The organism is Haloprofundus salinisoli (assembly GCF_020097815.1).
Taxonomy (GTDB): domain Archaea; phylum Halobacteriota; class Halobacteria; order Halobacteriales; family Haloferacaceae; genus Haloprofundus; species Haloprofundus salinisoli.
Genome location: NZ_CP083663.1, coordinates 2,184,044 through 2,203,421 on the forward strand (window position 1 = coordinate 2,184,044; position 19,378 = coordinate 2,203,421).

Consider the following 19,378-nt stretch of genomic DNA (forward strand, 5'->3'; position numbering starts at 1 on the left):
CGAGCTACCTCACTCGTCGCTCTCGCGCGGGACGACCAACTCGCCGTCGTCGCGGACGGCCATGCTCGTTACCGCGTCGCCCTCGTACACTGCTAGTCCCTCGTACCGACCGATGACGTAACCGTCGTACTCGGACTCGACGGTGTCGACGCGCTCGCCGTGGGGTGTGACGATGTCGGCGACGACGTCGCCGGCCGAGACGACGTCTCCGGCGGCGACGCGGTGACGGACCAGTCCGGCCGTCTCCGTCCGCGGGTGGACAGCCCGCCGGACCGGGAAATCGACCGGCGCGGGCGGCACGCCGGTTCCCGGTTCGTCGACGCCGTCGGGGAACTCATCTACCATGCCGAGTTCGCGGAGCACGCCGTACACGCCCGCGACACCCGCCGCGCGGACGTCCTCCTCGACGACGCTGTGGCCGCCTAATTCGGCCGTGAACGACGGGATTCCGGCGGCGTTCAACGCCGCGCCCGCCGTCGAGCGATGCAGTCCCTGGTCGAGATACTCCGCGGCCGGGTACTCGGCGAGCACCGGCAGGCCGAACGCGTCGACCAGCGCGGCGAGGTCGTTGGCCAGCGACTCGGCCTCTGCCTGCGTTCGTCGCTCGCCGTACAGCACCCGGTCGCGGATGGAGAACGGCACCGATCCGACCTGGGCGGTGTGCAGGTCGACGAGCGCGTCCGCGGAGTCGACGAGCGTCTCGTACACCCGTCGGTCGATTCGCTCCTGCGTCTTCGGCGGCCGGGTCGACTCGCTCTCGGGGTCCGGGAAGTAGCGGTTCGGGTCGTCGCCGGCGTAGTACGACGTTCGAGCGTTGCGACGCAGGCCCGCGGGGTTGACCAGCGGTACGCAGACGACGGTTCCGGAGAGCAGTTCCGGGAGCTCCTCGCGCATCGCGTCCTGCGCGACGGCGACGCCCGTCGCCTCGTCGCCGTGGACGCCGCCGGTGAGCCACAGCGTCGGCCCGTCGCGTTCGCCGCTGGCGACGACGACCGGGAGTCGTTCGTCGCCGCCGGTCGGCAATCCGGTCGCTTTCAGCCAGCCGTGGGTTAGCTCTCCGGGTCGCGCTTCCGCGGTTCCGACGTTCATATCCGCCCGTCTCGCGGCACCGAGAAAAGACTGCGTCCGCCGGCAGACGACACGCGGTTTCGAAGCTGTATCCGGCCCGTCGTCGGCACCGACGGTTCGCCGAGGATCGCTCGTCCTGACCTGGCCGCAAGCACTGGTTAACTATGCTCTCGTGCGTCGACGGTCATCCGATGACTTCGGACGAGTGGTCCGTCCTCCGCACCGTCTCCGTCGGCGGCGACGACGCACGCCTCGGCTACGACCGTCTCCGCCGACCCGACGACGAGACCGAAGGACGGTTCTGGGTCGACGCCCGCGACTCGGTCTGCGTGGTCGCCGAACACGACGGAGAAATCGTTCTCGTCGAGGAGTACCGTCCCCGCCTCGGCGAGACGGTGCTCTCCTGTCCCGTCGGTGCGGTCGAAGGCGGCGAGTCGCTCGTCGAGGCGGCCGCCCGCGAACTCCGCGAGGAGACCGGCTACCGCGCCGACTCGCTCCGTCTGCTGGAGACGAGTTACCCCGTGGCGTGGCTCCGAAAGCGTCGCGGAATCGTCTTTGCGACGGGGCTCACGCCCGCCGAGAAGGACACCGACGGCGACGAGTTCACCCGGGTTCGGCGGCTGTCGGTCGCCGACGCACTCGACGCGGCGCGCCACCAACCGGTGACCGACTGGACGCTGCTGCCGCTGCTTCTCTCGCAGTACGAAGGTCTCGTTTGAGTCGGAACGCCGCGTCGGCCGCTCAGACCAGCACGCGTTCGAGCGAGACGACGGTTCCCCGTTCCGCGTCGGGGTCACCGACCAGCCGACCCAGGCAGACCGCCGCGCCGTCGGGCGTGTAGCAGGCGAGCAGTTCGTCCCGTTCGATACCGTCGTCGGCGTCGAGAACGCCCGGCGCGTAGACGGGCGCGCCGGTGGCGACCTGTTCGGCGGCGCTGTCGGCGATAGTGAGAGAGGGAAGGTGCGTGAGCGCCCGTTCGGCGGGCGCGACGGTCTCCCGGAGGAACGACTCGTCGCCCTCGTCGGCGAACGCCAGCGCGTCGGCGAGGTCGTACAGACTCACGAGGTCGGTGTCGTCGAACGGATCCGTCGCCGTCCGCCGGAGGTGACCCATGTGTGCGCCCGTTCCGAGCGCGAGGCCGATATCGTGACAGAGCTTTCTGATGTAGGTCCCGCTCTCACAGCGAATCCGAAGCAGCGCCTGTCGGTCCTTCGCTTCCAGCACCTCCAATTCGTAAATCTCGCGCGTGCGCAGACGACGCGAGACGGCGCTCTTTCGGGGCGGTTTCTGGTACAGTTCGCCCTCGAACTCGGCGACGACGGATTCGAGGTCGCTCGGTGCGGGTTTGTGCAGTTCTAACACCGAGACGTACTCCTTCGAGCCTTCCAGAAACACCTGCGCCAGACGGGTCGCGTCGCCGGTGAGGATGGGCAGACAACCGGTGACCTTCGGGTCGAGCGTCCCCGCGTGGGCGGCGCGATCGACGCCCGCGAGGTCGCGGACCCACCCCGAGACCTGGTGGGCCGAGGGGCCGGGCGGCTTGTCGAGGTTGACGACGCCGAACTCGAGCAGTTCGTCGACCGAGCGCTCCTGAGGTGGGCCGCGCATCGTCATCTCAGAACTCGTAGCGGACGCCGGTGATCGGATACTTGCCCTCGTCGGCGTCGGCGTCGTACGCCTCGACGGCGGCGACGAGCGTGTCGAGCACCGGTTCGGGTCCCCAGCGGGCGGTGTTGAGCGCCACGTCGTAGATAGAGAGGTCGCCGATGGGGATGTCGTAGTACGCCATGTAGCGCTTGGCCTCGCTGGCTTCGCGGCGGTCGGTCTCCTCCCTCGCGGTCTCGACGGACTTCTCCTCGCGGTCGGCGATACGCGCGGCGCGGACCGACAGCGGCGCGTCCAGCCAGATGCGGAAGTCGGCGTAGTCGCCGGCGAGCCAGCCGGCGAGGCGGGATTCGAGGACGACGTCGTCCCGTTCGGCGGCGATGTCGTAGAGCCGACGGTCGAGGTCGCGGTCTATCTGGTCGTCCTCCTCGGCGAGTTCGTTGAACTCGACGGGCGACATCCCGCGCTCCTCGGCGAGTGCGCGGAAGATGTCACCCCCAGAGATGTGTTCGTAGCCGAACGCCTCGGCGAGTCCGGCCGCCGTGGTGCTCTTTCCGCTACCCGGCGGGCCGGAGACGGTTAGCAACATACTCCCTCTCGGCGGGAGAAATTGAAAGGTGTTATCGTTGCCGACGGCACCGCGAGGCGTCACACGGTCGGGAGGCCGCGTTCGAGACGTCGCGGCCGGTCGTCACGCGCGAGTCGGCTTCGAGGCGGAATCGTCGCTCGCCGGGTGGTGCGGTGACGGAGAACCGAGGAAAGGAGCGTAGATTAGATCACGACGTCGTCGGCGTCGTGCTGATGTTCAGTCCCTTGCGGATTATCTGGGAGAACGCCATCGAACAGAGGAAGTACCAGACGATCCAGGTCTGGATGGGCCCGACGACGCCCTCTTTCCACGTCACCTCGCCGGCCAGCGGGATGACGATGTTCTGGAGCGTCACGTGTTCGGGGCTGCCGCCGATGCCGATCGCCCAGTACATCCAGAGGAACACCGGGATGGTGAGGAACATGATCCACACCATGGGGCGGAACTGCTCTTTGAACATGCCCATCTGCTCGCCCATCGCCTCCATCTGCTCTTCCTGAATCTCCTGGAGCGCGGCGTCGTCGTCGTTCTCCTGGGCCTCCTTGCGGCGGTCCTGCAGGTCCTTCATCCGCGCCTGATACTGGCCCATCTTGTCCATGTCCATCAGGTTCGCCTGCAGAATCGTCGAGTAGAGACCGGTCCCCATCGCGAGAATCATCACGACGGCGTAGAAGGGGAGTATCTCGGCCAGCGGGCCGAGGAACACGTCGAACGCGCCACCGACGACGTTGCGCACTGTTTCGACCGAGTAGCCGAGGAACAGACCGACGGTGACGACGGCCGCACCCTTGTCCCACTTCGACCACTTCGTCGTCTCGATGTCGTCGCTCGTCGACGAAGACGACGTCGAGGACGATGCCGTTGAGGACGATTTCGTCGAGGACGATGCCGACGCCGACGCGTCGGCGCTGCCGTTGAGACCCGCGCGGACGGCGTCGGGGTCCCGAATCCGGAACCCCTCCTCGCCGTCGACGAGGATACCTTGCTCGATGAGACGGCCCCACTGGCCGCTCGAGAGGTCGTCGCGCACGTCGACCCAGCGGACTTCGCCGTTCTCGGCGCGCTCTAAGACGACCTCTATCGCTCGCTCCATCTCCGAGTTCTCGGAGACGAGCGAACGAACTCGCGATTCGACTCTTGCCATTGCCGGAGATTGGCCACCACTGGTTAAGAAGCTTTTACTATCGTCTCGCGCCGAAAACTTCGGGACTGCGGCCCCGATTCAGTCGTCGGCGACGACGGACTTCACGTCCTCGAACACCTCATCGGGCGTCTGTTTGCCGTCGATTTCGGCGAGTTCGCCGGTGTCACGGTAGTACTGGATGACCTCCGCGGTGTTCTCGTCGTAGACGCGGAGACGCTCGCGGACGACGTCCTCGGTGTCGTCCTCTCGCTGGACGAGGCGGTCTGCGACTTCGTCGTCCTCGGGCATGTCGAACTCCGTGTGGTAGATATCGCCCGTTTCGGGGTCGAGACGGCGGCCGGTGAGACGTCGTACGAGTTCGTCCTCGCTCACGTCGAGGTAGATGACCGCGTCGAGATCGGTGATGTCGTCGAGATACTCCGCCTGCGAGAGGTTCCGCGGGTAGCCGTCGAGGACGAACCCGGAGGCGTTCGAGAGCGCCTCCTCGACGATCTCGTTGACGAGGCCGTCGGGGACGAGTTCGCCCGCGTCCATGTACTCGCGGGGTGTGCCGTACTCGGTCTCCATGTCCTTGTTCGCGCGGAGCGCGTCGCCGGTGGTCACGTGTTCGAGCGAGAACTCCTCGGCGAGTCGCTTGCTCTGGGTTCCTTTACCTGCGCCGGGTGCACCGAGTAACAGCACCTTCTTGTCGCTCATACTCGCCTCATCACCCTCCGGGGATAAAGAACTGAAGAAAGCCGCCGATACCACCCCAACGGAAAGCCGAATGGTCCGGATTTTTGCCGGCCGCCGGCGTCGGTTCGGACATGACCCGATTCGACGCCGCCGACCCGGCCGAACGCCGAAAGCTGTTCGCAGACGCCGTCTCCGCGCACCGCACCCGCGCCAGCGACTTCCTCACCATCCAGGTCGACGCCGCCGAGGAACCGGAACGCGACGGCGTCGAGGACCCGAGGCCGCCGTGGGTGCAGTTCTTCCAGCAGACGGTGAACGTCGACTGCACGGAAGCGGAACTCGACCGACTCAAGAAGCTCGTCGGCGACTACCCCGAGTTCCGCATCGACGAGTTGGAGCGACCCGAGGAGGCCGAGGGGACGAACGTTCGAATCACCGCCCGCGCGGACCCGAACCGACTGGCGGACTTCTTCGACCGGACGATTCGGGAGGTGTACGGCTACGGCGAGGACTACCGCGCGTGGGTCGTCGCCGTCTGAACCGCACCCGCTCTCGACAGGGTCGGCACCGGTTGGATGCTGAAAGATATACCGCCCCCCGCCGTAGGTGCCACTATGAGCCGCTCCGACCCGTCGCGCGACACGTCGCTTTTCGCCCGTCCGGTCGTCCCCGTCGCCAGCGTCAACGACGCCGAGTCGACGGCACGGGCCGCACTCCCACGAATCGCGGCCGCCAGCGGAGAGATGGTCGCGCTCCACGTCGTCGAGAAGGCCGGTGGCGCGCCGGACAAAGCGCCCGTCGAACAGCGCGAAGAGATTGCCTCCGAGGCGTTCTCGGTCGTCCGCGAACTGGCCGCGGAGGCCGGTGTCGACGTGACCACCCGCGTCGCGTACGGGACGAACGTCGCTGACACCATCTTGGAGATCGCCCGCGAGGAAGACGCGTCCGCCGTCGTGTTCACGCCGCGCGGCGGCAGTAAGTGGATGAAACTGTTGACGGGCGACGTCGCCTCTTCGCTCCTCGAAAACGCCGACCGACCGGTCGTCGCCCTTCCCGCCGACGAGTGACGACGACCGACCGGTCGTCCGCAGGCCCCCCGGCGTCGAAGTGAGCGATTCCAAACCGCTTAAACGGATAGCGCGGTATCTCACGTCTATGTCATACCCCGGAACAGCGTCGCTTCGACCGCCATCGTTCTGGTCTATCTATGGCTGACGAAGAGCTAGCCAAAGACCTCGGCCCGCTGGCCGCATTGACCATCGGCGTCGGGACGATGATCGGCGCGGGTATCTTCGTACTTCCAGGGACGGCGATTCAGCAGGCCGGATGGCACGCCGTCGTCTCGTTTCTACTCGGCGGCGTGATAGCGCTGTTTACGGCGCTTTCGGCCTCCGAACTCGGAACCGCGATGCCGCGCTCGGGCGGCGCGTACTTCTACGTCAACCGCGCGCTCGGGCCGCTGTTCGGCTCCGTCGCCGGGTGGGCAAACTGGATGGGGCTGGCGTTCGCCTCGGCGTTCTACATGGTCGGCTTCGGCGAGTACGTCCAGAGCATCGCCGGCCTCTCCGACACCCTCGGCGTCGCCGGCTTCGGAGTCGACCCCGTCAAAATCATCGCGCTCGGAGGCGCGGCGCTGTTCGTCCTCATCAACTACGTCGGCGCGAAGGAGACCGGAAAACTGCAGAACGTCATCGTCGTCATTCTCGTGGCGATTCTCGCCGTGTTCACCCTCGTCGGGTCGCTCCGTGCGGACCCGTCGAACCTCCCGGCGGGTCGCGGGCTCACGCCGATGATCACGACGACCGGCCTCATCTTCGTCTCCTACCTCGGATTCGTCCAGATCACCTCGGTCGCCGAGGAGATAAAGGATCCCGATAAGAATCTGCCGCGGGCGGTCATCGGCAGCGTCGTCATCGTCTCGCTCATCTACGGACTGGTGCTCATCGTGATGAGCGCCGCCGTCGAACAGGGGTTCATCGCCGCACAGGAGGCCGCCGGGAACATCGCCGTCGTCGAAGTGGCCCGTCTCATCCTCGGCCCGGCCGGCGCGGTAGCGATGCTGCTCGGCGGGTTGCTGGCGACCGCCTCCAGCGCGAACGCGAGCATCCTCGCCTCCTCGCGCATCAACTTCGCGATGGGCCGCGACGCTATCGTCACGTCGGAACTCAACGAGATTCACGAGCGCTTCGGCACGCCGTACCGCTCCATCGCGGTCACCGGCGGCTTCATCCTGCTTTTCATCGTCGTCGCCCCCATCGAGACGCTGGCGACGATGGGGAGCATCCTCCACCTCATCATCTACGGGCTGTTGAACATCGCGCTCATCGTGATGCGGGAAGCGGACGCCGCCGAGTACGAACCCTCCTACATCGTGCCGTTCTACCCGGTGACGCCGATCGTTGGGTCGATTCTCTCGTTCACACTCATCGCGTTCATCGAACCCCGCGTCACCATCGCCTTTAGCGCTGCGTTCGTCGCGTTCGCGGTACTCTGGTACCTGTTCTATGCGCGCTCGCGGACTACCAGGCCGGGCGTCCTCAGCGACTACATCCTCAGTCGGCCCGACCGGATGCCCGACTCGGCGGTCTCCGCAGCGAGCACGGTCAAACCCGACGGCGGCCAGTACCGCGTCATGGTGCCGCTCGCCAACCCCGAACACCAGGCCGACCTCATCACGCTCGCCAGCGCCATCGCAAAGCGAGAAGAGGGCACCGTCGTCGCCGTCAACATCCAGCAGGTGCCCGACCAAACGTCGCTGGAGGCCGCCCGACGGCAGGGCGACTACGAGACGGCCCACCGAATCCTCGAACGCGCCCGCGACGACGCCGAGACGCTCGGCGTCCCCGTCGAGACGCACACGATTCTCTCGCACCGGACCTTCGAGGAGGTGTTCGACGCCGCGCGAACGTACGACGCCGACCTGACCGTCATGGGTTGGGGACCGGACGCCCACGGCTCGCCGGGGCGCGCCGAGAGCGCGATAGACGAACTCGCCAGTTCGCTCCCCTGTGACTTCCTCGTGCTCAGGGACCGCGGCTTCGACGCCTCGCGCATTCTCGTACCGACGGCGGGCGGTCCGGACTCGGATCTCTCGGCGGCCGTCGCCAAGATGCTCCGCGCGGAGTACGGCTCGACGGTGACGCTGCTCCACGTCGCCGACGACGAGGCCGAGGGGAGAGCGTTCCTCGAATCGTGGGCGGCCGACCATGGCATCGACGACGCCGAGTTGGCCGTCGACTCCGGCGACGTCGAGGCGGCCATCGGCCGCCACGCCGAGAACGCGACGATGCTCGTCGTCGGCGCGACCGAGCGTGGCCTGCTCTCGCGGCTGTTCACCGACAGTCTCGTGTTGAACGTCGTCGACGAGGTGGACTGCTCGGTGCTGCTCGCCGAGAAGAAGCGGACGCGGACGCTGCGCGAACGACTGTTCGGGTCGAACTGAACACCGAACGAGCGGCCAAAAAGACTCTTTTGCGGGTCGTCAGCCCTCGACGACCGCCGGGTCGGTCAGGTCCGCCGCCATCACGAAGTCCGGTTCGTCGGAGACGCCGGCGCGGGCGGAGGCGGTGTCGCTCACCCACCGGACGCCCTCAGGAATCAGCACTCGGATCTTGTCGGCGTCGATATCCGCAGCGTCGCGGGCAATCGCTCGGTAGAGCGCCCGCGCCGCCTCGTAGTCGGCCCACGCGCCGACGGCGTACTCGGCCCACGTCTCGGGTTCCCCGTCCTCGTTCTGCCGGTCGTACGTCCGGTTGCGGAACGTGACTCCACGCGTTCCGTTTTCGCGCGCGACGAACAGGCGGTCCTCGTCGGCCGCCGTCCGGAGTCGCTCTCGCGTGAGTTCCGACACCGCCCACGACTCCTCGGCGTCGAGCGCGAGGCCCTTCAGCTCCGCGCGGGCGTCGCTCCCGGTCCAGAAGGACCACGCGGCGTCTGCGTCGGCCGTCATCGGGAGGTCGGGTTCGGCGTCGGCGTCAGGCGTCGGCGTCCCCCAACGGAACTCCGTACAGGGGTCGAACCCGGTCGCGCGCGACTGGCCGAGCCCCGCGACGTTCCACGAGAACACCATGTTTCGGGCGACGGTCGCCCCCTGGTCTCTCGCCCATCGAAACAGCGCCTTCGACAGCAGCATCGACGCGCCCCGTCCTCGGTAGTCGGGGTTGACGCGCATCCCCTGCGCCCACGCCTCGTAGTCGGAGAGCAGCACGCCCTGGCAGATGCCGGCGAGTTCCTCCGAGGGACTCTCTTCGTTTCCTTCGGCGTCGAGGACGAACGTCCGCTGGTCGTCGCCGTCGCCGGCGATCCAGTCGTGGTAGATACGCGGGATGTAGTCCGAGCCACCGCGGTCGGCCCACGTCTCGCTCGTGAACGCCGCCACCGCGTCGTAATCTTCGGGTTGGGCCTGTCGAACAGTCAGGTCCACGGCTTGGACTCCTCTTGCAGTTCGCCGACGAGGTTCCGCCCCATCGCGTCGGCGGGGTCGCCGAGGTTGGCGAGCGCCCACATCAGCTTCGCCTTCGCCGTGCCGGGGAGGGTGTCGCCGGCCTCGACGACGCCCGCGTCGAGCAGGTCGCGGCCGGTGTCGTAGACGCGGTCGCAGACGCGGCCCGCGACACACTGGCTCGTCATCGCGACGACCGTCCCCTCGTCGACTAACTCCTCGATGCGCGGGATGAGGTCGGTGTGGACGTGGCCGAGGCCCGTCCCTTCGACGACGACGCCGGATTTTCCGTCGAGGTAGGAGAGCGCCGCCGGGTCCATGCCGGGCGTGAACTTCACGAGTTCGACCCCGCCGTCGATGTCGGAGGCGATGTCGAGGTCTACCGCGCCGCGTTCGGTGAACTCGCGGCGGAAGGTGACTTCCTCCGCGTCGTAGTCGACTTCGCCGAGCGGTTTCGCGCCGACGGTCTCGAAGGCGTCGCGCCGCGAGGTGTGGTTCTTGCGCACGCGCGTGCCGCGGTGGAGTGCGCAGATGTCGTCGCTCTCGCTGCCGTGCATGCAGACGAGCACCTCCGCGCAGTCGGATTTGGCCGCTTCGACGGCGCAGACGGCGTTCATCACGTTGTCCGAGGAGGGTCGGTCCGCCGAGCGCTGACTGCCGGTGAAGACGATGGGTACCGGCGTGTCGAGCATGAACGACAGCGCCGACGCGGAGAACTGCATCGTGTCGGTGCCGTGCATGACGACGACGCCGTCTGCGCCCGTCTCTATCTCCTCGTAGACCGCCCGCGCGAGGTCCTGCCAGACGTCGGGCGTCATGTTCTCCGAGAGGATGTTGGCGACGACGCGGCCGCGGTAGTTCGCCCGACCGGCGAGGTCCGGTACGGCGCGGAGCACGTCCTCTGCGTCGAACTGCGCGGTCACCGCACCGGTGCGATAATCGACGGTGGAGGCGATGGTGCCGCCGGTGGAGATGAGCGAAATCGTCGGGAGGTCGTCGTCGAACTCGACCTCGGAGCTATCGCCGTCGTCCTGACCGTCCTCGACGTCGTCAGACGAAGTCTGACTGCCCGGTGAGGATTCCTCGCCGACGTCGTACACCTCCGTTTCGAGCACCTCGATTTCGGCGTCCTCGCGTTCGATACCGACGTTGTAGCCGCCGTCGAGTTTGACGACGAGGTGGTCTGCCGTCGTCGACGGCATCAACACGCCCTCGTTCGTGACGCCTCCGCGCTCGACGCGGATGCGGTCGCCTGCGTTCATACTCGCGGCTACCCCCGCGGCGGACTTGAATCCACTCGTTCGCGGTGACTCGGAGAGGTGGCCGGCGCACGCGAACGACCGCCGGACGTTCGACACGATGTCTCACTCGACGGGGTCGGCACAAGAGTGATACCGGATGCAGACCAATCGGTTGATATGTCCTCGCACCCGAATCCGTCCTCCCCCGATAGCGACGACTCCTCCGGCCGACTCGGCCGTCTGTTCGCCCCGAAGGCGTTCCTTCTCGCACTGGTGCTCTCCGTCGTCGGCGTGTTTCTCGGCGGTCTCGTTCCGATCGTCGGCGCGATTCCCGGTGTCTCGCTCCTGCTTCGCGCGCTCGGCCTGTTCGCCGCCGCGTTCGTCGTCGGCCTCGTCGCCGACCGTCCCCGGTTCGTCGAAGTCGCGCTCGCCGGCGCGCTCGTCGGCGTGTTCAGCGTCGTCCTCTCGACGCTCGGCGCGTTTCTCCCCGTCGCTGTGAACGTCATCTCGCAGTACGGCGTCGAACTCGGCGGGGTCGGCGCTGCCGTTGGCGCGTTCGTCACGCTCGTCGGTCACTACTTCGGCCGCGACTTGCGCGACGGCGTCACCCGAGAACTGTGAGGAGGCCCGTCGTCGGACTCACCGCACGGTCCACTGGTCATTCTTCCGAGCGAGCAGTCCGCGCTCGTACAGCGCGTCCAACACCTGTTCGACGACCTCCGGCGGGGCGCTAACCTCCTTGGCGACGGCGAGCGTGCTCGTCGCGCCGCCGGCGACGGCCGCGAGTACCTTCGCGTAGAATCGGCTGTCTGCGTCGGTACCGATGCGCTCGTTCAGGCGGTCGAGCACGTCAGTCATGCGACCGTGAACCCACCGCTGGGCGAGCGAGAGTTCGTTCTCGATGGTTTCGAGGCGGCCGAACTCCCGCGCCAGCGATTCGAGGTCGTCGCCGTTCTGGCGGGGTTCCGCGTCGATGCTCAGATGCGAACAGCGACCCGTCAGTTCGAGCGTCGGACTCGCCGGATACGCGCTCTTCGTGCCGAATCCGTACGGTGAGACGTTCACCTCTAAGCGGACGTTCTGGGCGATGTGGAAGTACTTCCGGCGCTGGTCGTCGGTTCGACTCTCGACGAGACCCGCCTCCTCCAGTCTCCGGAGGTGGTCGATGACGGCCTTCGGACTGACGTTGAGGTACTCGGAGATCTCGGTGACGTAGCAGGGCTTATGGGAGAGCAGGCGGAGGATACGTCGCCTGTTCTCGTTGCCGAGGAGATCTAAAAGTACCGCAGAGTCCATGCCGACTGGTAGGCCGGCAGAACTGAAAAGGCTGACTACCGCCGGACACCTCCGATTCGCTCGCTCAGCGGGTCCTCGCTCAGCGGGCACGTCCGCTTTACCGCCGACGGATCGTCGCTCCTCCGGAGGGGACGCTACGAGCGAAGTCCCTGGACGTCCTCTTTCCCAGGCGCTTCGCCGTTCGGTTGGGTGACGTCCGCGGTGAACTTGCGTTCGACAGGCGATTCGTCGCCTCCGCCGTTCGTCTCGCGGTGGTCCGAGTCGGTCGGGGTGTCTTCGCCTCCGCCGGCACCGTCGAACGCGTCGGCGCCTTCACCGGCCGGTCCGACGCTGGTACGGACGAACCGGCTACTTTCGGCGCTGCCGTCGCCCTCGTCGGTGCTGTTGGCGCGGTTCGATGGCGCTCCGAGCGGCGCCGTCGTCGCCGTCGGGCCGGCGACGTTCGCGTGAGTCTCTCTCGTCTCGGTGCGGAGCGTCGACAGACGACTGGTGTTCGCACCGACTCGCTCCGCCGCTTGCTCGGTCGCGTCGATGGAGACCGCCAGCGCGCTCAGTTCACCGTCGAGTTCGCCCAGCCGGCCGTGGTACTGCGGTCCCGAGATGGTGTCGTTCTCGGCCGCCGCCGCCAGCGCGTCGCGGCGCTGACGGAGGTCGGCGAGTTCGGCTTCGAGGCGGTCGATTCGACGTTCGACGGCGGCTCTGTCGCCGTTTCGATCGAACTCCGCTTCCCACTTCTCGTTGGCGACGACGCCGCGGGTTTCCGCGGCGGTCGACTGGACGAACGTCGTCACGTCGTCGCCGAGTCGACTCTCGTCGGTGTCGACTTGTGACGAGCTGTCGGCCGTCGACGGCGTCGAAACGGAGGCGGCGGCGGGAACGGACGAGACGACGACGAACACCGCGACGAGGAGGACGTAGACGGCTTTCATCGCTTTTCGCTAACTCCGCGTGCGCCCATAAACACGAACCTCCGTTCGTTTCGTTCACCTTCGGGTTCGTTCTGTTCAGTGTGTTTCGAACCGAGCAGTCGGAATCCGTATCGGCCCGCAGCGGTGCAACCAGACAGTAATCACCTCTTACTTCCGGACCGTCGGGTCCCGATACCGATCGAGCATAACTGCCGCGAGACCGACCGAGACGACCGAAATCGCCACGCTAGCCGCGGTAAGTGTCGCCCCGGGGTCGTACCGAAGCGGCGGATGGTAGCCGAACACGTAGTCGAACACGTCGTTCGCAAACGCTAACACGAGTGCGAACGCGAGCGCCCCGCGAGTCGTCGCCCCGATGCGCGCGATGAGCACCGCCTCGACGACGAAACCGAGATGTGTGACGAGGATTCCCCAGTAACTCCACAGCGACGAGAGGCCGAACCCGAAGTAGAGGTCGGGCCGGAGATTCAAGGCGACGGCCGTCCAGAGCCCGAACTTCACCAGCCAGACGACCGAGAGCGTGTGGAGGTAGACCAGCGGCCGGTTCAACGGCGCGTCGTCGATGCCTCGGCCGAGATTCGGCAGCAGCGTCGCCAACGAGAGCGTCCCGAGCGCCAGCGCGGTCGGCGAGTCGCCGTACAGCGGCCACAGGAACGTCGATATCGCGGGCATCGTCTCGACGTAGTAGCGCACGCCGACCAGAAACGCCGCCGCGTTGACGACGAGTAACCAGACGAGACTCGGCGCGTTGCCGAGGTAGTACTCGACGTATCGGTCCGGGATGAGGCGCGCGCTCGCCATTCGTCGGAGAGAGGGAGGGTGTGCGGTAAAAGTTGTCGAGACGGCGAACCGCACGGTTCGGTCAGCGAGACGTGGTAGTGGCAGCGAGACGTGGTAGTACACGTACACGCGCGCGACGGACCTGTTCGCCACGTATCTCCGAGTCGGCTCCGACGGCAGGACGAGTCGTCTGCACCCGTCCGAATAGCTCCGTTCTCGCCGCCTCCTTCGGCTCTGGCTCTCCGGACCGTAGGCGGCCGCCGCGCTCAGGCGGGCACGTCGACTGCCTGTTCGGCGCGCCGCCGCGCCTGCGCCAACTGGCCGCCGAGACGCGCCTCCGTCGGCTCCGAGAGCGCCCAGCCGAGCGGCCCGAGCGCCTCCTCTGCGACCCCCAGCAGGTCGACGAGTGTGCCGAGTTCGTCGCCCGCACTCGCCACGTCGCCGCGTTCGACGAGTTCGAGGGCGTCGTCGGCGAGTCGTCGGGCGTGCCGTAAGAGCGCCAACAGCAGTTCCCGCAGCGGCCCGAGCTCGTCGACGGCGTCTCGCACGCCCGCCAGAATCTCGTCGACGAGCGACTGCAGAAACGTGACGAACGAGCGTTTGCCCGTCTCGGGCGCGTCGATGGTGAGCGGCTCGTCGCCCGAGGCACCGTCCGCTTGGGGCGTGACGCGAAACACGCCGACTTCTCCCTTCTCGTCGGTGATTTCGGCGGTGTACGTTCCGTGGCGGTTGACGTAGATGCCGAAGCGGCCCTCGCCGTCGGGTTTACCGTCGTACACCGCTCCGGCGACGTCCTCTTCGAACCGGACGTTGGCGACGCCCGCCCCCTCGGAGGCGTCCGCCCGGACTTTCACCGCCTCCTCGTTCGGGACGACGGTGACGACGCCGTCGACGCCCGCGGTGTAGGTGCCGCCGTCGAACTCGAACGTCTCGGCGTAGGGGGCGCGTCCGGCCCCGTTGACGGTGAGGCGATGCGACTCGTGCGTGACGCCCGACAGCGAGACGATTCCGCGCCACGTCGGGACGGCCGTCGGGTTCTCGCTTTCGAGGAGTGCGACGCTCTCGACAGTCGGTTCTCGATGCCTCGGCGGGGTCGGCGGTCCGTCCTCCGCCGGCGTCTCGTCGGCCGGCGTCGACTCGCTCGCGTCCGCCTCGTCGCCACCGTCGTCCTCCGGCGGCCGCGTCGTCAACTCGCGGACGACGGCGACAACGCGGTCGTCGCTGGCCTCGGCTTCGACGCCGCCGTAGCGCTCGCCGAGCGTCTTTCGGTGCTGGGGGTCGGTGATATCCTGTGTCGGATCCGAGAAGCGCGGCTGCGTCCACGGGGCCGTCGTGGCGGTGAGGTGGTGGGCGAACCCGTCTTCGACGAACTGCGGGACCGTGAACTCGAAGCTCAGCTGCGGTCCGGTGAAGCCGTCGATGTGGCGGAGTTCCTCGACGGAGACGAGGTCGTACTCGATGTCCACCGGGTCGGACTCGCCTCGGCTCTCGGCGGTGAACCCGAACGTGAGCCCCGTCTCCCGGAGGGGGACGCCCTCCGGCGGGTTCGCCAGCTCCGCGAAACTGTGCACGACCAGCGACCCCGACAGCAGGTCGTCGGCCGAGACGTTCGGGAGGTTCTCGTGGTCGTATAGCGGCGCGCCGTCAAGTTCCGGGACGAGATACGGAAGCCGAAGCCCCTCGTCGCGCGGGAGGCCGTACGCCGCCGGAACGCCGACGGTTCGGTCGCCGACCTCCACCGCCTCGTTCGTGATGTCGGCAATGAGGCCGTCGCCCGCGAATCGCTGGAACGTCCGCGGACGGCCGTTGACTCCGAGCGCGCTGGCGTGAGAGCCGATTTCCGAGAGCACGCTCGGGCGACTGTTCTCCGGGTCGACGAACTCGTTGTTCGGCACCGACTCCGAGTGTGCACTGGCGGTGTACAGCACCGGCTCGCCCGTCTCGCCGTCAACGAACACCTGAAACAGCTCCCAGTCGTGCCAGTGGAAGTTGGTGGTGAACTGGTCGAACGCCGAGTACAGCCAGTACTGGACGGCCGACAGCGACGAATCCCGGTACTCCACGACGTTGTAGAATATCGTCGGTGCCGGTGGCGCTCCGGACGCCCGGCGCTCGCTCGTGTAGCCGTCGAGCACGTCAAAGCCGTCGACGACGGTCTCGCCGCCGCGTTCGCTCTCGTAGCGCCGCGGGTCAGTCGGATACCACAGCTCCCGGCGGTCGAAGTGGACCACCGGTGCGAACTGTTCGGCGAGCGCGCGGTGTTCGGACGCCGCGGTGGGGTCGGACGACGCAGAGGGGTCGACAGGGCCCAGTCCCTCTCGGTTCTCGTCGGAGGTGAGCACCGCACCGGCGGCGGTTCCCCCGCCGACGGCGAGCGTGAGCGCGCCGAGTTTCAGGAGGTCGCGTCGTTCGACGCCGTCGCTCTCGGCCGTCTCGTCGGCGGCCGGTCGTGAGTCCGTTCGTCTCTCGTGGCCCGCGGACCGCTCACCGGTCGTCGACTCCGTGGCCTCTGCTCGTGTGACGCCGTCGTTGTAACTCTCGGTAGCCGGTCGTCTCTCGGCGTCCGACTCCGAGACTGGCTGTCTCTCGTTCGTCGTCGGTTCCTCGTCTGCGTCGTCGGTACGGTCGTCGTCGGACATGGCCCTCGGTTTGGTCCGCCTTTCCGACCGCTCGTTATGACTTTGTTGGTCACACGAGAGACGACGGCGGACTGTCCGGATGCAAAGGCTAGTTACCGTCGAAAGTGAACCGGAGAGTATGCAGGCCGCACTCGTTATTCTCGACGGCTGGGGACTCGGAGACCACGACCGCAGAGACGCCGTAAAAGCCGCGAAGACGCCGAACTTCGACCGGTTCCGCGAGAGCGGTGCGTACGGGACGCTCGACGTGAGCGGCCGGCGAGTCGGCCTGCCCGAGGGGCAGATGGGTAACAGCGAAGTCGGCCACCTCAACATCGGCAGCGGCCGCGTGGTCAAACAGGCGTACACCCGAATCAACGACCGCGTCACCGACGGCTCGTTCTACGAGAACCGCGTTCTCACCGACGCGTTCGACTACGCCGCCGAGCACGACGGCCGCGTCCACTTCATGGGACTCGTCAGCGACGGCGGCGTCCACTCCGACCAGGAGCATCTGTACGCGCTCGTCGAGGCGGCGGCCGACTACGGCGTCGAGGCGGTGACCCACGCCTTCACCGACGGCCGCGACACCGCCCCCACGGCCGGTGCGGACTACCTAGCGTCGCTCGAAAGCGTCGTCGCCGACTGCGGGACCGGCGAGGTAGCGACGGTCTCGGGCCGGTACTACGCGATGGACCGCGACCAGAACTGGGAGCGCACGAAGCGCGCCTACGACGCCATCGTCGACCGCGAGGCCGATCACGAAGCGCTCTCGGCAGTCGGGGCGGTCGAGAGCTCCTACGAACGCAGCGACACCGACGAGTTCGTCGAACCGACGCTCGTCGCCGGCGGCCCGGCGCTCGAAGACGGCGACGCGGTGTTCTTCTTCAACTTCCGCTCGGACCGCGCGCGGCAACTCGTCCGGATGCTCGGCGACGTTCGCCCGGAGTGGGCGTTCGAGACGACGCCGCCGGAGATTCACCTGGCGACGATGACCCAGTACGACAAGACGTTCGAGTTCCCGGTGGCGTTCCCGCCGAACCAACCGCAGAACACGCTCGGCGAGGTGCTCGCGGACAACGGCCTCACGCAGCTTCGGCTCGCGGAGTCCGAGAAGTACGCCCACGTCACCTACTTCCTCAACGGCGGCCGCGAGGTGGAGTTCGACGGCGAGATTCGACGCATCGTCCGGAGCCCCGACGTGCCGACGTACGACGCGACGCCCGCGATGAGCGCCGAGGAGGTGACGGACACTGCGTTGGCGATCATCGAGTCCGACGACCCGGACGTGCTCGTGCTCAACTACGCGAACCCCGACATGGTCGGTCACACCGGCGACTTCGACGCCGCCGTCGCGGCCGTCGAAGCCGTCGACGAGCAACTCGGCCGACTGCTCGACGGCGTGTTCGCCGCCGGCGGACACGCGCTCGTTACGGCCGACCACGGCAACGCCGACGACATGGGCACGCCGGAGGCACCGCACACGGCACACACTTACAACCCGGTACCGCTCGTCTACCTCTCTCCGGCCGGCGACGACGGCGGGAAGAGTGTTCGCGCGGGCGGGTCGCTCTGCGACCTCGCGCCGACGCTGCTGTCGCTCATCGGCGTCGACCAACCGCTGGAGTTGACCGGCGAGTCACTTTTGGAGTGACTGGCGAGCAGGCGACGAACGACTCCTCGAACCGCTCCGTGACCGGGTCGTCGCACTCTCGCCTCGTTCGGGTCACGGCCGCTCTCAGCGCACGAGACGTCTGGCCGCGTTCTCCGTTATAAGGTTCAGGCGGTGGGTTATCGGAGCTCGACGTTACGCTTCGACACGTAGCGGTACAGCGGCCCGGCGAGAAGCAACACGCCGACTGCCGCCGCCGCCGCGACGAGGCGAACGTCGAACAGACCGGTCAACGAGTCGGCGGTCAGCGCGCCCAGCGAGCCGCCGACGAGAATACCGCCGATCACCCACGGCGTCTCGCCGACTGCGGTGCCGAGCACGTACGACCGGAACCGGACGTCGGCGATTCCCGCCCCGACGGAGACGATGTCGGAGGGTGCCGGAAACAGTCGGCTCGCGGCGACGCTGCGAACGTCGCCGGCCGTGTCGACGAACCGCTCGCCGGCGGCCGCGAACCGGCCGCTGTCGCCGCGGATGTGCCGGCCGAAGAAGTACGGCGGGACGCTGCTGACGACGACGAGCGCGAGCGCGACGGGGGCCCAGGTGAGCGACTGGGTGTAGCCGACGATGACGGCCAGAAGCGTCGTCGGCCACGCCAACAGCGGACGGACGAGCGCGACGAGCGTCAGAACCGCGACGAAGCGGATCGGGTCGGCGGCGACCCATCGAAGCCGTTCGAACAGCGTTTCGGGGGAGACGAGCCACGCGGCGAGCGCGGCAACGACGACGACGGCGGCTGTCGAAGCGAGGAAGGTGCGGCGCGACACTCAAAAACATTCGCCGCCCGTCGTCAAACCCCTTGCGCCCGACGCGTCGCAGACGACCGCACCGCCACGGAACCATTAACTCCGACGGCGCGGAACCCGCAGAGCGTGCCCGACGGACCGACCAACGAGGGGGATGGTCTCGCGGCGACCCGCAGCGAGCGCGTCGAACTCGCCCTCGAACTGCTCGCACATCTCGAACACGACGAGTTGGAGCTGCCGGCTGTCATCGACCGCATCGAGACGGTGACGACGGACCCGGCGACGACCCGCGATATCCTCGACGAAGCCGAGAAACGAGGCATTCTCGAACGCGATGGCGCACGCATTCGAACGCGCCGCGGTGGCACGTTCGTCCGCTTCGAGAGCCAGGTCGTCACGCGCGAGGGCGAGTTCGACTGTCGGCGCTGCGGAGCGTCGATTTCGACGGGTCACTTCATCCGATTCGAGGCCGGCGAGTTGGGGCCGTTCGGCTCCTCGTGTATCCGAAAAGTCACCGGTCGGGAGTGAGGCGCAGTCGGAGGCCGAGTGCGGATGCGCCGAGGCGAGGTGTGGC

At 67.5% G+C, this 19,378-nt stretch carries 19 protein-coding genes; 7 read left to right on the forward strand and 12 right to left on the reverse strand.

The window, feature by feature from the left end:
• Positions 1–9: 9 nt before the first annotated feature.
• Entirely contained in the window at positions 10–1,089 is a 1,080-nt protein-coding gene (locus LAQ73_RS11650; RefSeq protein ID WP_224268451.1) for a succinylglutamate desuccinylase/aspartoacylase family protein, read from the reverse strand.
• A 170-nt stretch (positions 1,090–1,259) separates the two neighbouring features.
• Here LAQ73_RS11650 and LAQ73_RS11655 point away from each other — a divergent pair, with 170 nt between their 5' ends.
• Positions 1,260–1,787, forward strand: a complete 528-nt coding sequence (locus LAQ73_RS11655) for an NUDIX hydrolase (RefSeq protein WP_224268452.1) — start codon at positions 1,260–1,262, stop codon at positions 1,785–1,787.
• Positions 1,788–1,809: 22 nt separating this feature from the next.
• Here the strand turns inward: LAQ73_RS11655 and LAQ73_RS11660 are convergent, their stop codons facing one another.
• From LAQ73_RS11660 to LAQ73_RS11675, 4 genes are all read right to left on the reverse strand, one after another.
• Positions 1,810–2,676, reverse strand: a complete 867-nt coding sequence (locus LAQ73_RS11660) for an RNA-guided pseudouridylation complex pseudouridine synthase subunit Cbf5 (RefSeq protein WP_425601109.1) — start codon at positions 2,674–2,676, stop codon at positions 1,810–1,812.
• A gap of 7 nt (positions 2,677–2,683) precedes the next feature.
• A complete protein-coding gene (gene cmk / locus LAQ73_RS11665) occupies positions 2,684–3,262 on the reverse strand; it encodes a (d)CMP kinase (protein WP_224268454.1) in 579 nt (192 codons plus the stop codon).
• Positions 3,263–3,449: 187 nt separating this feature from the next.
• Positions 3,450–4,406, reverse strand: a complete 957-nt coding sequence (locus tag LAQ73_RS11670) for a DUF106 domain-containing protein (RefSeq protein WP_224268455.1) — start codon at positions 4,404–4,406, stop codon at positions 3,450–3,452.
• Between the two features lie 78 nt (positions 4,407–4,484).
• On the reverse strand, positions 4,485–5,102 hold the full coding sequence (locus LAQ73_RS11675) for an adenylate kinase (RefSeq protein WP_224268456.1): 618 nt from the start codon (positions 5,100–5,102) through the stop codon (positions 4,485–4,487).
• A gap of 110 nt (positions 5,103–5,212) precedes the next feature.
• On the opposite strand from LAQ73_RS11675, the gene LAQ73_RS11680 reads away from it, so the two are divergent.
• From LAQ73_RS11680 to LAQ73_RS11690, 3 genes are all read left to right on the forward strand, one after another.
• Positions 5,213–5,620 (forward strand): DUF7975 family protein, encoded by a 408-nt coding sequence (locus LAQ73_RS11680; protein ID WP_224268457.1) that lies wholly within the window; start codon positions 5,213–5,215, stop codon positions 5,618–5,620.
• Positions 5,621–5,695: 75 nt separating this feature from the next.
• The gene (locus tag LAQ73_RS11685) at positions 5,696–6,148 is read left to right on the forward strand and encodes a universal stress protein (RefSeq protein WP_224268458.1); all 453 of its coding nucleotides are present in this window, start codon (positions 5,696–5,698) and stop codon (positions 6,146–6,148) included.
• A 140-nt stretch (positions 6,149–6,288) separates the two neighbouring features.
• Positions 6,289–8,523 (forward strand): amino acid permease, encoded by a 2,235-nt coding sequence (locus LAQ73_RS11690; RefSeq protein ID WP_224268459.1) that lies wholly within the window; start codon positions 6,289–6,291, stop codon positions 8,521–8,523.
• Between the two features lie 39 nt (positions 8,524–8,562).
• Here LAQ73_RS11690 and LAQ73_RS11695 read toward each other — a convergent pair whose 3' ends face one another.
• Positions 8,563–9,498, reverse strand: a complete 936-nt coding sequence (locus LAQ73_RS11695; RefSeq protein ID WP_224270753.1) for a GNAT family N-acetyltransferase — start codon at positions 9,496–9,498, stop codon at positions 8,563–8,565.
• Complete coding sequence (gene gatD / locus LAQ73_RS11700) at positions 9,495–10,784, reverse strand: Glu-tRNA(Gln) amidotransferase subunit GatD (protein ID WP_224268460.1); 1,290 nt, start codon at positions 10,782–10,784, stop codon at positions 9,495–9,497. The genes LAQ73_RS11695 and gatD overlap by 4 nt, the downstream gene beginning before the upstream one ends.
• A gap of 156 nt (positions 10,785–10,940) precedes the next feature.
• Between gatD and LAQ73_RS11705 the strand changes: the two genes are divergently transcribed.
• Positions 10,941–11,384, forward strand: coding sequence for a hypothetical protein (locus LAQ73_RS11705; RefSeq protein WP_224268461.1), 444 nt, complete (start codon positions 10,941–10,943; stop codon positions 11,382–11,384).
• 18 nt (positions 11,385–11,402) lie between these two features.
• Here the strand turns inward: LAQ73_RS11705 and LAQ73_RS11710 are convergent, their stop codons facing one another.
• The 4 genes from LAQ73_RS11710 to LAQ73_RS11725 all read right to left on the reverse strand — a co-directional run bounded on the left by LAQ73_RS11710 (position 11,403) and on the right by LAQ73_RS11725 (position 16,407).
• Positions 11,403–12,059 carry an ArsR/SmtB family transcription factor gene (locus LAQ73_RS11710; RefSeq protein ID WP_224268462.1) on the reverse strand — a complete coding sequence of 219 codons (657 nt, stop codon included), beginning with the start codon at positions 12,057–12,059 and terminating at the stop codon, positions 11,403–11,405.
• A gap of 134 nt (positions 12,060–12,193) precedes the next feature.
• Positions 12,194–12,988 (reverse strand): hypothetical protein, encoded by a 795-nt coding sequence (locus LAQ73_RS11715; protein ID WP_224268463.1) that lies wholly within the window; start codon positions 12,986–12,988, stop codon positions 12,194–12,196.
• 147 nt (positions 12,989–13,135) lie between these two features.
• Positions 13,136–13,789 (reverse strand): DUF1405 domain-containing protein, encoded by a 654-nt coding sequence (locus LAQ73_RS11720; RefSeq protein WP_224268464.1) that lies wholly within the window; start codon positions 13,787–13,789, stop codon positions 13,136–13,138.
• Between the two features lie 245 nt (positions 13,790–14,034).
• Positions 14,035–16,407: a hypothetical protein gene (locus LAQ73_RS11725; RefSeq protein ID WP_224268465.1), complete on the reverse strand. Its 2,373-nt coding sequence runs from the start codon at positions 16,405–16,407 to the stop codon at positions 14,035–14,037.
• Positions 16,408–16,525: 118 nt separating this feature from the next.
• Between LAQ73_RS11725 and gpmI the strand changes: the two genes are divergently transcribed.
• On the forward strand, positions 16,526–18,040 hold the full coding sequence (gene gpmI, locus LAQ73_RS11730) for a 2,3-bisphosphoglycerate-independent phosphoglycerate mutase (protein WP_224268466.1): 1,515 nt from the start codon (positions 16,526–16,528) through the stop codon (positions 18,038–18,040).
• Positions 18,041–18,177: 137 nt separating this feature from the next.
• Here gpmI and LAQ73_RS11735 read toward each other — a convergent pair whose 3' ends face one another.
• Complete coding sequence (locus tag LAQ73_RS11735; protein WP_224268467.1) at positions 18,178–18,825, reverse strand: TVP38/TMEM64 family protein; 648 nt, start codon at positions 18,823–18,825, stop codon at positions 18,178–18,180.
• Positions 18,826–18,930: 105 nt separating this feature from the next.
• On the opposite strand from LAQ73_RS11735, the gene LAQ73_RS11740 reads away from it, so the two are divergent.
• Positions 18,931–19,332, forward strand: a complete 402-nt coding sequence (locus tag LAQ73_RS11740; protein WP_224268468.1) for a DUF5830 family protein — start codon at positions 18,931–18,933, stop codon at positions 19,330–19,332.
• The last annotated feature ends 46 nt before the right edge of the window (positions 19,333–19,378 follow it).